Annotated in this window: 17 protein-coding genes and 1 tRNA gene; 4 read left to right on the top strand and 14 right to left on the bottom strand. The window is 52.0% G+C overall.

The genetic code is table 11. The features are described from left to right. Positions 1 to 348: 348 nt before the first annotated feature. The 4 genes from A3OW_RS0101175 to A3OW_RS0101160 all read left to right on the top strand — a co-directional run bounded on the left by A3OW_RS0101175 (position 349) and on the right by A3OW_RS0101160 (position 4,191). The gene (locus A3OW_RS0101175) at positions 349 to 1,152 is read left to right on the top strand and encodes a spermine/spermidine synthase domain-containing protein (protein ID WP_020561598.1); all 804 of its coding nucleotides are present in this window, start codon (positions 349 to 351) and stop codon (positions 1,150 to 1,152) included. Beyond that, entirely contained in the window at positions 1,149 to 3,323 is a 2,175-nt protein-coding gene (locus tag A3OW_RS0101170) for a YgiQ family radical SAM protein (RefSeq protein ID WP_020561597.1), read from the top strand. Before A3OW_RS0101175 ends, A3OW_RS0101170 begins: the two co-directional genes overlap by 4 nt. Positions 3,324 to 3,450: 127 nt before the next feature. After that, positions 3,451 to 3,526 (top strand) — tRNA-Thr (locus A3OW_RS0101165). A 350-nt stretch (positions 3,527 to 3,876) separates the two neighbouring features. After that, positions 3,877 to 4,191 carry a hypothetical protein gene (locus tag A3OW_RS0101160; protein ID WP_020561596.1) on the top strand — a complete coding sequence of 105 codons (315 nt, stop codon included), beginning with the start codon at positions 3,877 to 3,879 and terminating at the stop codon, positions 4,189 to 4,191. A 155-nt stretch (positions 4,192 to 4,346) separates the two neighbouring features. Here A3OW_RS0101160 and A3OW_RS27550 read toward each other — a convergent pair whose 3' ends face one another. From A3OW_RS27550 to A3OW_RS0101090, 14 genes are all read right to left on the bottom strand, one after another. After that, entirely contained in the window at positions 4,347 to 4,517 is a 171-nt protein-coding gene (locus tag A3OW_RS27550) for a hypothetical protein (protein ID WP_020561595.1), read from the bottom strand. After that, positions 4,514 to 4,909, bottom strand: coding sequence for a DUF5681 domain-containing protein (locus A3OW_RS0101150; RefSeq protein WP_020561594.1), 396 nt, complete (start codon positions 4,907 to 4,909; stop codon positions 4,514 to 4,516). Before A3OW_RS0101150 ends, A3OW_RS27550 begins: the two co-directional genes overlap by 4 nt. Before the next feature lie 35 nt (positions 4,910 to 4,944). Next, entirely contained in the window at positions 4,945 to 5,316 is a 372-nt protein-coding gene (locus A3OW_RS0101145) for a hypothetical protein (protein ID WP_020561593.1), read from the bottom strand. A gap of 67 nt (positions 5,317 to 5,383) precedes the next feature. Further along, positions 5,384 to 5,854 (bottom strand): hypothetical protein, encoded by a 471-nt coding sequence (locus tag A3OW_RS26770; protein ID WP_232422306.1) that lies wholly within the window; start codon positions 5,852 to 5,854, stop codon positions 5,384 to 5,386. Then, on the bottom strand, positions 5,851 to 7,386 hold the full coding sequence (locus A3OW_RS23770; protein ID WP_020561591.1) for a YfjI family protein: 1,536 nt from the start codon (positions 7,384 to 7,386) through the stop codon (positions 5,851 to 5,853). The genes A3OW_RS26770 and A3OW_RS23770 overlap by 4 nt, the downstream gene beginning before the upstream one ends. Then, positions 7,383 to 7,802, bottom strand: coding sequence for a CHC2 zinc finger domain-containing protein (locus tag A3OW_RS0101130; protein WP_020561590.1), 420 nt, complete (start codon positions 7,800 to 7,802; stop codon positions 7,383 to 7,385). Before A3OW_RS0101130 ends, A3OW_RS23770 begins: the two co-directional genes overlap by 4 nt. A gap of 114 nt (positions 7,803 to 7,916) precedes the next feature. After that, on the bottom strand, positions 7,917 to 8,120 hold the full coding sequence (locus A3OW_RS0101125) for a helix-turn-helix domain-containing protein (protein WP_020561589.1): 204 nt from the start codon (positions 8,118 to 8,120) through the stop codon (positions 7,917 to 7,919). Between the two features lie 93 nt (positions 8,121 to 8,213). Then, positions 8,214 to 8,717 carry a hypothetical protein gene (locus tag A3OW_RS0101120; protein ID WP_020561588.1) on the bottom strand — a complete coding sequence of 168 codons (504 nt, stop codon included), beginning with the start codon at positions 8,715 to 8,717 and terminating at the stop codon, positions 8,214 to 8,216. A 64-nt stretch (positions 8,718 to 8,781) separates the two neighbouring features. Next, entirely contained in the window at positions 8,782 to 9,114 is a 333-nt protein-coding gene (locus A3OW_RS0101115) for a DUF5615 family PIN-like protein (protein ID WP_020561587.1), read from the bottom strand. Continuing rightward, entirely contained in the window at positions 9,111 to 9,341 is a 231-nt protein-coding gene (locus A3OW_RS0101110; protein WP_020561586.1) for a DUF433 domain-containing protein, read from the bottom strand. The genes A3OW_RS0101115 and A3OW_RS0101110 overlap by 4 nt, the downstream gene beginning before the upstream one ends. Further along, positions 9,338 to 10,555 carry a tyrosine-type recombinase/integrase gene (locus tag A3OW_RS0101105; RefSeq protein WP_020561585.1) on the bottom strand — a complete coding sequence of 406 codons (1,218 nt, stop codon included), beginning with the start codon at positions 10,553 to 10,555 and terminating at the stop codon, positions 9,338 to 9,340. The genes A3OW_RS0101110 and A3OW_RS0101105 overlap by 4 nt, the downstream gene beginning before the upstream one ends. Positions 10,556 to 10,827: 272 nt before the next feature. Beyond that, positions 10,828 to 11,751, bottom strand: a complete 924-nt coding sequence (locus A3OW_RS0101100) for a tyrosine-type recombinase/integrase (RefSeq protein WP_232422431.1) — start codon at positions 11,749 to 11,751, stop codon at positions 10,828 to 10,830. Further along, positions 11,751 to 12,137 (bottom strand): hypothetical protein, encoded by a 387-nt coding sequence (locus tag A3OW_RS28410; RefSeq protein ID WP_232422305.1) that lies wholly within the window; start codon positions 12,135 to 12,137, stop codon positions 11,751 to 11,753. Before A3OW_RS28410 ends, A3OW_RS0101100 begins: the two co-directional genes overlap by 1 nt. A 314-nt stretch (positions 12,138 to 12,451) precedes the next feature. Further along, the gene (locus tag A3OW_RS0101090; protein WP_020561582.1) at positions 12,452 to 13,378 is read right to left on the bottom strand and encodes a tyrosine-type recombinase/integrase; all 927 of its coding nucleotides are present in this window, start codon (positions 13,376 to 13,378) and stop codon (positions 12,452 to 12,454) included. Between the last annotated feature and the right edge of the window lie 30 nt (positions 13,379 to 13,408).

Raw genomic sequence — 13,408 nt, 5'->3', positions numbered from 1 at the left:
GCCAAGAATGAATAATCGCGCATATTTTCAAACTATCGGGGCAATAAAGCCAATTTCAACCCCTGCACTTGCGGAAGACGGCTATAACGGGCTGATTTCGGTTATTCTCAAAAGCGAGCAAGAAAAGGCTTACATATAAGCCGAGCATTATAATATAAAGCTCTGCCAGGCCGGATAAGCGAAGCGCGTCCATTCTGTTCAATAAACCGGAGGAATAGGAAGAATGCCGAGACGGAGAGCCAATCTCAGTCCCTGACACCGCCTTTCGTTTAAAAAATACCGAAACGTCCGGCTAATGCTGCGCCTCATGTATAATGGCCAGCTTGAACGATCTTCTTTTCCCGGTTTATGTATAAATACGACGCCCGTCTCATCCATCAGAGCCACGACGATGACGGCATTCTTGAAATTGTCGAGAGTGACGGCGTCAGATCGCTGCATTTCGGTACCCTTTCCCGGCAAAGCAGCATGTCTTTGGCCGAGCCGGAGCGGCTCGTACTGGCCTACGTGCGCGCCATGACCGCCTGGCTGTTGTTCAAGGAATCTTTTGAAACTGCCTTGATCGTCGGCCTGGGCGGCGGCTCCCTGGCCAAATTCCTGCTGCACCATTTCCCGGAGTGCCGGCTGCATGCGATCGAATACCGGAAAAGCGTGGTCAAAATCGCGCGCAGCCATTTCGGGCTGCCTTTGGATCCCCGCTTGAAAATCGTCATCGACGATGGGGGCCGTTTCATACGCCAGCGCACCGAAACTTTGCGGGAAAAATTCAGTCTGATTTTTCTGGACGCCTTCGACCAGGAAGGCATGGCGCACTCGATGCGCAGCATTGCTTTTTTCGATGCCTGCAAAAGTTTATTGAAGCCGGACGGCATCCTGGTTCTCAACCTGTGGACCACGGACAAGCCGCTGTACGATGCTTGCGCCGATTGGCTCGACAGCGCCTTTAACTCGAAAGTTCTCTTTCTGACGGTCCACGATAGAGGCAATACCATCGGTTTTGCCTTTAACGAAGGTACGCCGGTTTACGAGCTGAACCGGCTTAGGTCCCGCGCCCTCGCCCTTGAACAGCATTACCTCATCGAGTTTCCCGGTTTTTTAAAGGATTTTTGCCGGCAAAATGCCGGCACTCTCAACCACGTGATCAGAAAATGAAATTATCCACCATAGCCTCGGCACCTTTTCTCTTCGGTTACCGCAAATACTGGGCCCATCGTTTCGGCACGGCCCCCATGCTGCCGATGAGCAGGGAAGAAATGGATGAACTGGGCTGGGACAGTTGCGACATCATTCTGGTGACCGGCGACGCCTATATCGACCACCCCAGCTTCGGCATGGCCCTGATCGGCCGTTTATTGGAAGCGCAAGGCTTCCGAGTCGGCATCATCGCCCAGCCCGACTGGACCTCCGCCGACGATTTCCGGAGACTGGGCCGCCCCAATCTGTTTTTCGGCATCACCGGCGGCAATATGGATTCGATGGTCAACCGCTATACGTCCGATAAGAAAATCCGCTCCAACGACGCCTATACGCCGGACGGCGCCGCGGGCAAACGCCCGGACCGGGCCGTCACCGTCTATTCGCACCGCTGCCGTGAAGCCTACAAGGACGTGCCGATCGTCATCGGCGGCATCGAAGCCAGCCTGCGCCGGATCGCCCATTACGATTACTGGTCCGATACCGTCAAAAAATCGGTCTTGCTCGACTCGAAGGCCGATCTTCTGGTGTACGGCAACGCCGAACGGCAAATCGTCGAGATCGCCCACCGGCTGGCGCTGGGGGAAGCCATCTCCGATCTGACCGGCATCCGCGGCACCGTGCATTTCGTTAAAGAGATTCCGCCCGGATACGCGGTCAGGGACTCGACCGAGCTCGACCGGCCCGGCATTGTCGCACCGCCGCAAAATCCCTATCAGGAACAGCCCGCTTGTGAAGCAAAGGCGGCTGCCGGCGAAGAACCCGGCGAAAGCGTGGTGCAGTTCGACAGGACTCTGCTCCGGAACCGGCGCGCCCATACCGTGATCCGTCTGCCCGCCTACGAGGACGTCAAGGACGATCCGGTTCTGTACGCCCATGCATCGCGGGTCATGCACGGCGAAACGAATCCGGGCAACGCCCGCCCCTTGCTTCAGCAGCACGGCCAGCGTCAGGTGTGGGTCAATCCGCCGCCGTTACCCTTAACCACCAAGGAAATGGACGGCGTCTACGACCTGCCCTATTCGCGGCTGCCGCACAAGGTTTACGGCAAAGCCAACGTGCCGGCGTTCGAAATGATCCAGCATTCAGTCAACATCATGCGCGGCTGCTTCGGCGGCTGCACCTTCTGCTCGATTACCGAGCACGAGGGCCGGATCATCCAGAGCCGCTCCGAAGATTCGATCATTCGTGAAATCGAGGCCATCCGGGACATCTCGCCGGCCTTTACCGGCCATATTTCCGACCTGGGCGGGCCGACCGCGAACATGTACCGGCTCGCCTGCAAGGATCCCAAAATCGAAGCTTCCTGCCGCAAGCCCTCCTGCGTGTTTCCGGGCATCTGCCCGAATCTGAATACCGATCACACTCCGCTGATCAGGCTTTACCGGCGCGCCCGCGCCCTGCCCGGCATCAAAAAGATTTTCATCGCGTCCGGCCTGCGCTACGATCTGGCGGTGACCTCGCCCGAATACGTCAGGGAGCTGGTTACTCATCATGTCGGCGGCTATCTGAAAATCGCCCCCGAGCACACCGAGCAAGGCCCCTTGTCGAAGATGATGAAGCCCGGCATCGGCACCTACGACCGCTTCAAAGAAATGTTCGACAAGTTTTCCAAGGAAGCCGGCAAGGAGCAATACCTGATTCCGTATTTCATCGCGGCCCATCCCGGCACCACCGACCAGGACATGCTGAATCTGGCCCTCTGGCTGAAGCGCCACGGCTTTCGCGCCGATCAAGTGCAGGCCTTTCTGCCGTCGCCGATGGCGATCGCGACCGCGATGTATCATTCCGGCAAGAATACTCTGCATAAGGTCAGCCGCAAGTCGGAAAACATCTACATCCCGAAAAGCGTAAAACAGCGCCGCCTGCACAAGGCTTTTCTGCGCTACCACGACCCTAACAACTGGCCCTTATTGCGGGAAGCGTTGAACAACATGGGCCGCAGCGACCTGATCGGCAACGGCAAGCACCATTTGATTCCGTCGTTCCAACCGAAAGGCACCGGCACTTCACCGGAAAATGGACAACGCTTCAGAACCAAGCATACCGGCCAGGAAGCGGGTTTACCCGGCAAGAATCGAGTACGCAAAATCAGAAGTCAACATCCGCGAGCCGCGAAAAAGCGGTAATAAAATTCCCCAGGCCAACCGGACATAATCCCTAAGCGAGGCCCTGATAAGAGAACTGAGTTATGCAGAATGAAAATTAAAAAATGCTTTGCAAAATAATTTTCTTCTGTATAATGCGCACTTCTTTGCTGGCGTAGCTCAGTTGGTAGAGCAGCTGATTTGTAATCAGCCGGTCGCGGGTTCGAGTCCCATCGCCAGCTCCATGAATATCAAGGGTTTAGATTCAAATCTAAGCCCTTTTTTATTTTCGGGGTTACGCTGGGGTTACACTCCAGGTTAAACAAAGCCTTTTGCCCCATCGATCACGCTCCCGCAAATCCTACCGTTTCCGCCATTACCTCATGCAGTGGCCCGGCTGATTGTTTCCTATTTGACATACAATCAATTTCTTAGCATGATTTCGTGCCAACTCTCTGAAAGCCTTGACAAACATGCATTACAGGCGGGCATGATAATTGCAATGGGTGTTGTTTCCTGAAAGTAGCACATTACTGCAAGCACCGATTGGGTAGACGCCAATGCTTTCTCTAAGCAATGGACGGTTTCTGAGAAAGTGGCTATTGGGAAGGCGATTGAGGCCGAACTCGGGGATAGGCGCGGAACTAATCAATATACTGAAAAAGAGGATTGCCAAAATTTTGGCGAAGCAATTTCTGGAAAAAGAAAGGATGATATCGCCGCAGAGCAAGCCGGATTCGGCAATAAAGAAACCTATCGACAAGCCAAAAAAGTCGTAGAAAGCGGCATTCCTGAAATTATCGAAAAAATGGACAACGGCGAGATAGCCGTTAGCGTGGCCGCCGTTGCCATTACCTCATGCAGTGGCCCGGCTGATTGTTTCCTATTTGGCATACAATCAATTCCTTAGCATGATTTCGTGCCAACTCTCTGAAAGCCGCGCTATCCGTGCGTTACAGACGGGCATGATTATTGCAATGGGCGTTGTTTCCTGAAAGTAGCACATCACTGCATTGCCGATATGAACGCCAGGCATAAAAAAGCCGGTGTTACCCGGCTTGTTGTTTAGGCGGTTTTATCCGCCTCATCCAAGAATACCACCTGATCCGGTTTCTCGTCTGGGTAACAGCGTTGTAACGCCTGCTCCTCGGTTTCTCCGTCCATCAGGATAATCACCACCAGCCCTATGGGGCGGTGTTTGGCTTCCAGTTTATTTACTCTCGTCTTGATACTCATTGTTTCGCCTCCAGGGCTTCCACTCGTCTAGTCAGTTCATCCACTTCAATGATTTTCGATTGCGCCGCCAGGGCGGTTATCAACTGGCTGCCGATGTCGGGCGGTATCTGCCCGGCCATCGTTGCCCGGATAATTTCGACGCCTTGTTCGGTCAGCGATCCGTTCACGGGCAAGCTAATCGGCAAAGCTTGCGGCTTCAATGGCGGGCATACCCGGTCAATCAAGACCTTGGCGGCGGCCACGTCTCCGGCCTTGGCCTGTTCGACCAGTTGCGCCAGAATCTCCGGCATGGCGTCGGCAATGGCTTTTCGAAGTTTTGTTGCCGGGGTAGCTCCGGGTTCCCGGCCTTTGGGATTGCCCGATTGTCCGGGCTTGAATTTTGTATCTGCCATCCTGCTGAAATCCTGCTGATTCAGGTTGATTATAATTAAACATTGTTCAATTTATCGACGACCAGCGAATAAGCGTTATACGGTCGCCCCGCTGGCGACATCTTCTTGCCTAAGAAGGTAATCGCTACCAAGTCGCCTTTATCGGCTCCTTGCGCCCTCAGATTATCTTTTAACCAGGCAGTGAGCCATGCCGCGGTAACGTGCCCGGTTTCGTCCTTGATGAGGATCTGGATGTTTTCGCCGTAAATGCCCGATGCCTTTTGTGAACCGATCAATTCGCCTATCAGGCTTTCGCCGGGTTCCGGCTGCCATGTCTCGATGGCTAAGGTGGCTTTCTGTTTCAGAGCGGCTATACGGTCATTGATGTTGGTAGGTAAGGGGAGGGTGGTTTCGGTAATGTTGTTCATGGTGGTGTTCCTTCGTTTCGCCAATGATTGGATATGCGTACTCTTTGCGTACCGCCTTGCGTACTGTTCAAGCGTATTCGTCCGTGCCGGTGTGGTCTTCGCAGCGGCGGGGAATGTCATCGACCGGCCTGAACCGCTGCCGGGTGCAATAGCCGTTCCTCAGGTTCAGGCACTCGCGGCAATGGTGGCGGTCGTCTGGCGGTGGTTGCGGGACTTCCCCGGCCCGGCCCAAGTAATAGGCCAATGCATCCGGGTCACTGGCGCAATAATCAATAACATCGTCGACGGCGGCCTGATCCGTTTCGCCAATATGAGATAGCCAGGACAGTATTTTTTGACGGTCTGCCTCTGCTATTCTTGCTATTCTGCTATTCGGGAATATCTCTTGATTAGGGAATGATTTTGCATTTTCTGTCTTAGGGCCTTGCGATTCCTGCGATTCTGCTATTCTTGGCATCGGTTCGTGCTCTCGAATAGCAGGAATAGCGGGAATAGCAGGGGTATAAGCCGAAAAATTAAATTTTATCGGCGCACTCATACCAAAACCTCATCAGGTGAATAAGCGTTGATATTCCATGCCTGCTTTCTGATTTTGCCGTCGATTTCCGGCGCTTGGTCAGGTGAAATAGGCGATAGGTAGCCGTGCCCCTCCAGGATTTTTAAAATGGGAATCGCCCGCTCCTTGCTTCGGATGGCGGCAGGGCCTTCCTGATACACTTTCACGGGATAAATCTGTCTTAAACCCTCGGCCCTAAACCACTCCAGTAATTTTTCAGCTAAAATCAGGTCTTGATTCTCACTTGCCAATTGCCTGAGTCGTAACGCTTCGGTCAGGTAGAAGTCAGTCAAACGAATGCCGCAAACCATGTGATTTTCGTCAACTGTCTGCGCGCCTGGGTCGTCGAATAGCTGAAGGATTCCGGCCAATCTCGCCGCGTGTTCGGCGGCCTTGGAAGCAAATGCGGTAATAGATCGATAAGGCCCGTCGGCTGTCTGCTGTCCCTCTATATGATCGTGATAAGCAATCCACATTTGACGGGCTTTTGCTGATAAATTGACTGTTCTTAGCTCAAGCTCCCCGGTGTCCTGATCCCATTTCCACGACCTCAGTAATCGGTCAACGGTGGCGTTATAGGCCAATAGCGCCGGGTCATTGTGCAAGTCTATATCAACATAGGAGCGCGTTCCTTTAGTCGACTCCGGGTGCACGATCAAAAACCGAGACAGAATCCCTTGATCCGCTGAAACGCCATCGTTCAGGAATAAAGCCGCCGCGCCCGGCTGCGCCATCAAATGAACCGAACAGCGCCGCCCGTATAAGATCCGGCTGCCGTCCCCGGCCCGAACTCGGTCTATCGGCGCGCCGTCCCATAACTTTGATAGGGATGCGACAGTCTTCAGCCGGTTTTCAGCATTCATCGCATGCCCGCCCAACATCCGACCGCCTTCATCGGAAAAGATGCCGATTGACGGCAAGCCGGTTTCCAGCAATTTAAAGATGCCCTCAAACGTCGGGTCTTCGCTGAAGAGCATCGGCATACGTGGAGCTGATGGCTCGGGCAAAGGGCAATCTTTGCCTTCCTTGATGGCATCTTTTCGTGCTCTCTCGAATGCCTCTTTCTCATCCTGAAATTGGCGCAATGCATCCTTGAATAACTTGTATTCTTCGTGCTGCCAAGCCGCATGAGGCCGTTTCGCGTGATTATCCGTTGCGCTCTTGCGTTCGCCGGATTCGGCAATTGTAAGAAAAAATTCAGACAGTGGGATTCGGCTGCAATGAAGCCGGATATCCGCAATACCTTGAATGCAGACTGCCGCGCCCGCTAAAAACGACTGAGCACATAGGGCGGGCGGCGCTTTGACGGCTGCCTGAACCGCCTCGACTGCTGCCTTCAACTTGATACCAAGCGCGTCAATAGGAAACGGCTCGGCGGGTTGGTGTGGGCGGCGCAAAGGTTGGATTTCAATTGGGTTCGGCACATCAGCAGCCAACGCACCCGGCTCGCCCATTTCGCCTGCCCCTTGTGTCTGATTGAGCAATTCTTCAATACCGGAAACGTACTCGCTCATAGCCGTACCCCCATCAATTCGGCTGCATCGCGTAAGCGGTTATACGCCAGATCCACGCGCTCGGCATCGGTTTCCGACAATGGGGCTTTATGGACTATCTGCCGCGCTGCCAGGGTAACGATTCCGGCCTCACGCGCCAGACATTTCAATACATCATATGGATTGAATGCCGCCGTTCGGCTGCTGCCTTTGTTGTAGGTAGATTTCTCGGGGTAAAGATCGCTGAACGTCAGGCCGATAGCGGCCAGCACGTCAGCCGGCTCGCATCCGGCGAAGCAATGGAATAAAATTTTTCCGCCCTTTTCGGTTATCGTTAGAGACGGGGATTTATCAGCGTGGGCAGGGCATCGGGCGATATAGCGGCCATGTCCGGTTCGTTTGACGCCATCAAGGCGCGTGATTAATTTTTCAATCATGGCAAAGTCCTTTTTGCCGGTGCATCCATCGCCAAAAACCGTTATAATTTCAATGCGTTGAAATTGCGGTTTTGGTTCAAGAACCCGGCTATCTATGGGTGATGGTCGGGTTTTTTATTGTCCGTCGGCTGCGTCAACTGTGCGCGATTCCAGGAAAGCATCTAGAGCGGTCTTTCTATACTTGACCAGATGGCCGACTTTGATAAAAGGGATGGGATAGCGCTTTGTGCATCTCCAAACCTCTAGCGTCGAAACAGTAACGCCTAGGTATTCAGCGGCTTGCTTAGTGTTTAAAAGATCGGTATTTGTTTGCAGCATGTAATGGCCCTCCGTAAGGGTTTGTAAAACATGCTGTTAATCTACGACATCTTTTTGTGACTGTAACCCTAAATAATTCACGATAAAATCGTCTTATTTTCCCGCTATTTTTTTAGGAATCCATTTTATGTAATTTGTAATACCAACTTTACGAAAAACAACGTTTGAATCAGGGCCTAATACTGCTCCAAAAAAAACGCTATTAATGTGCTCCTGGTCTACAAAGGCAATTTCTTTTGTTTCTTGGCAAACCCAAACTTCTTTTCTTACAGCGCGCTTATTTAATTCCGTTATCGCGGCCTCGATAGCCTTTTCTCCTATGCAAAAAGTTTCAGCTAAATATATTTTCTTTGACGTAGCGGACAAGTTTGGATAATGAATATCTAATGCAACTCTGGCCGCCATGATTGAAATATTTCTTTCATACTTCGAAAGTTTTTTAGGGCACCCTATCTTCCCTTCTTTTTTCATGGGGTGATTATTTATTTTCTTGGGACGCCCACGTTTCTTTTTATGTAAATTATGGATGAGTTGCTCAGCCTCATCCTGGGTTAACCTGCCGTTACTTAAACTGAATAAAATTTCTGACAAATCCATAGCACTCCTTCATTAAAGCGCAATCATCCTTATTGGCCCGTCGGCCTATCCGGTTAATTGGGGGTCAATCGATCCTTAGCAGCGAAACATCATCTGCCATGCAAAGCTCGGCAATATCGCCAGCCTTGTTTCTTAGGATCAACTGCAATTGTCTATTGGTGCAGTTGCCGCGCCGTATCCAAATCACCTTCGGCGGTTGACCTCGCAACATGCTTTGTTCGTAAAAATCGGCGTCCTTGCTGACAATGACAAAATCATTATCTTTGGCGTAACGCCATACCTCATTGTCGGAACCGCCGCCCAGACCCACCCGATCAACATGGGCAGATCCAGGAAAAATATCGCTTAACCCCGCCACCATTTTGGGAGACAGGTTCTCGTCAAAAAGCAGCCTCATCCCTTGATTACCCGCGTATGGCGCTCGCGGTCGGCCGCATAAGCGAAACAGGCGCGTATGTCGTCGCGGGTCAAATAGTCGTAATCGTCCAGCACTTCCTCTTCGGTCATGCCGGCCGAAAAACAGTCAAGGATGTCATCGACGGTAATCCGCAAACCGCGTATACAAGGCTTACCGCTGCGTTTTCCCGGTTCGATGGTAATAAAATCGTGGTAGTCAATGCTCATAATGCTTTCTTCATTTTGGTGATAGGGATAATCTCTCCTGACTCTTTCAGACCACCGGCCGCCAGCATGGCGCTGGTGGCGCGTTCGACGGATTCGCGCACGGGGTCTAAGTCTAACCGGGCATAGATGGCCGTGGTCGATGGCGACTTGTGGTTAAGGCTCTTGCCGACAATCGCCAGAGACGCGCCCGTTTTAGCCTGCCAACTGCCCAAGGTACGCCGCAAGTCGTGAATGCGCAGGTCGGATAGCCCTGCCCTGTCCAATATCCGCTTCCAGGCTTTTTTGGGCTCCACCAGATGCCCGGTAGCGCCGCTTCCAGGGAATACCCAAACCGGATCACCGCCACGCCTTGTTTGCAGAATGGTGACGGCTTCCGGAGTCAGCGTGACGGTTTGCGGTTCGCCGTTTTTGGTGGTCGGAATACGCCACTCTGCCCTATCCAGATTGAGCTGGCTCCACTGCATTTCCTGAGCATTGGAACGCCGCGCACCGGTCAGCAGTAACAATAAAAAGTAGTCGCGTAGAGTATCGTTCGGCTCCTCCGCCAAAGCCTCAAAAAACGCCGGCAATTCGTCGGACTGTAAAAATCGGTCTCTCTTGGTCTCCGGGAATTTCTTGATGCCGTGCGCCGGATTCGTACCCTTGAATAACTTCCGTTCGGCAGCATAGCTGAACAGGCTTGATGCCATTGCAATAACCCGGTTGGCAGTAGTAGGGTGCTCCTTTCCTATCTCCGCGTGGAGCTTACCGAAGTCGGTATCTTTAAACTGCGACAGTTTCCGCCTGCCCCATTTCTCCAGATACAAGCCGAAGTCATACCGATAGCTGCGCTTGGTTTTCTCCGACAGAAACGCGCCTCTCTTATTGCGCCGATGCTTTAGAAATTCGTCGAACAGCTCTTGCAGCGTGGTTTCGGTCTTTAAGGCTCTGGCGTCGGTGTTGGGGTTGATGCCTTGAACTAACAGCCCATTTAAGCGGGTCGATTCCGTTCTGGCCTGCTCGACAGACATGTCCGGGTAACGCCCCAGGGTTACGCGCTCAGGACTGCCGTTTTTAACCCGTCTGAACAGTGAGAAGGTTTTAACGCCATTGCTGGTGACGCGTAGCTGTAGTCCGTTTGTTTTCAGGTCGTGGTAAGTTTCCCGTTTACCTGCTTCGGGCAATGCCAAGCCATCCAAAGCCGCCTTAGTGAAATTGATTTTATTCTGTGCCATGTCTCCGCCTTCCGGGGTTACAAATGATTCCGGGGTTACGCCGGGGTTACACAGTAGAGCAAATTTAAGCAAATTTCGTGTAACCCCGTTAAGGCTATGATAGGCTGTATTTAAAGGCTTGTAAAGGTTTGTTAAGGTTAAGCAATCAGCAGAGAATAACAGACCTTCAAATTTGTAATCAGCCGGTCGCGGGTTCGAGTCCCATCGCCAGCTCCATGAATTGATAAGGGAATCAATGATTTACAACGTCATTGATTCCCTTTTTTATTGCCTTACGTTTTCGTTGCGTGAATTTTGCGTGACCCTCTGACGCAGACCTTTTCCGCCGCCGCAATCAGATTTTCCAATTCGGCAGACGAATAATGATCCGTAATCCGGCTCGACTTGTGACCCAACAAGTCCTGCCTGTCTTCGAACGATACGTTTGCCGTCCTAAGGCGCCTTCCGAACGTATGCTTTAAATCATGGATCCTGATTTGCGGCAATCCCGCACGCTTGCGAGCGCTTTGCCATCCGGAATTGTTCATTACCGTGATCCGGTTGCCTTTATAGGTGAAGACATATTCCGGATGGTGTCCTCGTAACTCCTCAACTACTCCCCTAGCAACGCTATTCAAGACCACCAGTCTTTGTAGACGGTTTTTGACGGCATGTACAGGGATGATAAAAACGCTGGTGTCGAGTTCTGGAATGTATTCCTCCCATTCCCACCGCAAGGTGCAGATTTCCTGTTCCCGGCAACCCGTGTTGACTTTAAACAGCGCCATCTTCGCCAGATGCTCGGGCAATTCTTGAAACAAGCGTTCCTGTTGCTCCCAATTCAAAGGACTCGGTTTTCTTGCATCCAGTTGCGGTAACAGCTTGATCTTCGGCGCGGTGGCCAGCCAAGTCAGGCCATATTCATCAATCCACTCCATGGCTGCCAGATTCAGGATGTGGCGCACGGTTTGTAAAGCATAATTAATCGTCCGGTTTTTGACGCCTTGACTACGACGATCCTGGATATAGCTTTGTAATGTGCCCATGTGGATCGACTCCAACGTTAACTCGCCGATATAGTCATCCAGTAACTTCAGATGCAAAGCGGCATCTTTCAGACTCGCCTTTTGCGATTCCAACAAATATTTCGTTGCAGCTTCCCGAAAGATGCGTTTCGGACGCACGCCATACACGGTGGCTTGCCGGTTCTCTTCCATCAATCGTGCAAGGTAACTTTTCGCTTCTTCGAGGTCGCTTGTGCCAGTGCTTTGGCAAATGCGTCTGCCTTTGATGACTTTGTCGATGTGCCAGCAGTCGCCCCTTTTGACGAGACCGGGGATTTTCTTTGCCATGTGGTTTTCTCCTGTAATTGTTGTTTTTGTGCGCGAGGTTTGCAGTGGCGGTTTTTGTAGTCGTCAAACCAGGCGTCTAATTCAAGGCGATCGAAGGCAATCCCCTGCGTGCCGATTTTGATTTCGGTTAGCGAAGGTCTGACTTCGGTGTTAAAACGGTTCTTGTCCATCCCGAGATAAAATGGCGCATCGCGAATGCGGATGACGCGCGGGAGAATTTTTGCGAAAGTTTCAAGTGATGTGGTTGTCATAAATTGCACCGCAGATGGTTGTGGTGCAGCGCATTTACAGTTTTCGAAAATGCGCTTTTTTCTCGCGTTTTTTCGCTGTTTTTTGCGCGAGCTTATTTTTTTCAAACAAAAACGGATGCACTTTTGCAGGTATCGTTTTCATTTTTTTGTGATGGTTTTTGGCGACTGTGTGAGGTGTTTTTTTCGGTGTTTTGTTTTTGCGAATTTGCTGAATTGAAATCCAACGCCATGCCGATTTGCCGATTTTGCCGAAGCGGTTTTCGAGTCCAATTTACGGAGATGGCATCCCTTTAAAAGCTGAAATTCGCCATCGCTTACCGTTGGGCTTTCGTGTGCCGCCGGTCATACAGGATTGTGGTCTGAATGTTTTCATGGCCTGCCAATTGCCGTGTGGTGTTGAAGTCCACGCCTTGTTCGAGCAAGCGGGTGACAAAGGTGCGCCTGAGGTCATGCGGTGTACAGGAGGCTATGCCGGCCTCTCGCGCTCGCCTTTTTAAAATGCCGTAAATACGTTGTGCGTTCATGCGTTGTAACGGATCGCATTCGCCGTCTTTCGCCAATCGGCAAAATAAGGGGCCTGGGCTATTGCCACGACAATGAATCCACCGACGAATATAAGCACGGGCGAGCACGGGCAACAGTAATTCACGTGAGCGATTACCTTTGCCTTCACGGACCCGCAAATGCCCGTTACGTACCCTATAATCCGTGATGTTTAAGCTTGTCACCTCGCTACGCCTGAGTCCTGCGTAGGCCAATAACACCACGATGGCTGCATCGCGGAATCCTTGCAGGGAATCGTCTTGCCGGCACACTTGCAGCAACCGATCGATTTCCTTTCCCTGGAGGCGCCGCCCGACAGATACTTGCTTACCTGGCGCGCGACTGATGGACTGAATCCGTTGCCATTCCTGTGCCGGATACTGGCCAGATAAAAAGCCGGCTTTCAACACGCCACGCATCGCCGCGAGTGTCGTGTTGATCGTATTCGGTGATTTTCCAGTCTTGCGCAACGTCGCCCGAATACCGGCTACATGTTCATAATGCAGCGATAGCCATGGCAGTTGTTCCAACGCTCCGGACCAGCCTTGCAATGTAGCCACGTTTTGCAACAAGGAACGCATCGAACGTCGTCCAGTGGGCGCCAAATTGTCGAGATACAGTGTCAACGCTGCGCACGATGTCGACGATTTTCGTGCCCCATGATATTGCATTAAGGGGGATGTCATTTCGTTGGTCATACCGCAGCCTCCTTGCGAATACGCAACATC

Origin of the sequence: Methylosarcina fibrata AML-C10 (assembly GCF_000372865.1) — a bacterium.
Classification (GTDB): Bacteria; Pseudomonadota; Gammaproteobacteria; order Methylococcales; family Methylomonadaceae; genus Methylosarcina; species Methylosarcina fibrata.
Note: the sequence above shows the minus strand (reverse complement) of the source record. Positions and strands in the feature narration are given on the sequence as shown.

Coding starts and splice junctions, on each gene's coding strand:
- A3OW_RS0101100 (WP_232422431.1), bottom strand. CDS start 11,751: ATGGAAGAGAACCGGCAAGCCACCGTGTATGGCGTGCGTCCGAAACGC.
- A3OW_RS0101150 (WP_020561594.1), bottom strand. CDS start 4,909: ATGGCAGATACAAAATTCAAGCCCGGACAATCGGGCAATCCCAAAGGC.
- A3OW_RS0101145 (WP_020561593.1), bottom strand. CDS start 5,316: ATGAACAACATTACCGAAACCACCCTCCCCTTACCTACCAACATCAAT.
- A3OW_RS0101125 (WP_020561589.1), bottom strand. CDS start 8,120: ATGCTGCAAACAAATACCGATCTTTTAAACACTAAGCAAGCCGCTGAA.
- A3OW_RS0101120 (WP_020561588.1), bottom strand. CDS start 8,717: ATGGATTTGTCAGAAATTTTATTCAGTTTAAGTAACGGCAGGTTAACC.
- A3OW_RS28410 (WP_232422305.1), bottom strand. CDS start 12,137: ATGACAACCACATCACTTGAAACTTTCGCAAAAATTCTCCCGCGCGTC.
- A3OW_RS26770 (WP_232422306.1), bottom strand. CDS start 5,854: ATGAGTGCGCCGATAAAATTTAATTTTTCGGCTTATACCCCTGCTATT.
- A3OW_RS23770 (WP_020561591.1), bottom strand. CDS start 7,386: ATGAGCGAGTACGTTTCCGGTATTGAAGAATTGCTCAATCAGACACAA.
- A3OW_RS0101110 (WP_020561586.1), bottom strand. CDS start 9,341: ATGAGCATTGACTACCACGATTTTATTACCATCGAACCGGGAAAACGC.
- A3OW_RS0101170 (WP_020561597.1), top strand. CDS start 1,149: ATGAAATTATCCACCATAGCCTCGGCACCTTTTCTCTTCGGTTACCGC.
- A3OW_RS0101105 (WP_020561585.1), bottom strand. CDS start 10,555: ATGGCACAGAATAAAATCAATTTCACTAAGGCGGCTTTGGATGGCTTG.
- A3OW_RS0101130 (WP_020561590.1), bottom strand. CDS start 7,802: ATGATTGAAAAATTAATCACGCGCCTTGATGGCGTCAAACGAACCGGA.
- A3OW_RS0101115 (WP_020561587.1), bottom strand. CDS start 9,114: ATGAGGCTGCTTTTTGACGAGAACCTGTCTCCCAAAATGGTGGCGGGG.
- A3OW_RS0101175 (WP_020561598.1), top strand. CDS start 349: ATGTATAAATACGACGCCCGTCTCATCCATCAGAGCCACGACGATGAC.
- A3OW_RS0101090 (WP_020561582.1), bottom strand. CDS start 13,378: ATGACCAACGAAATGACATCCCCCTTAATGCAATATCATGGGGCACGA.
- A3OW_RS27550 (WP_020561595.1), bottom strand. CDS start 4,517: ATGAGTATCAAGACGAGAGTAAATAAACTGGAAGCCAAACACCGCCCC.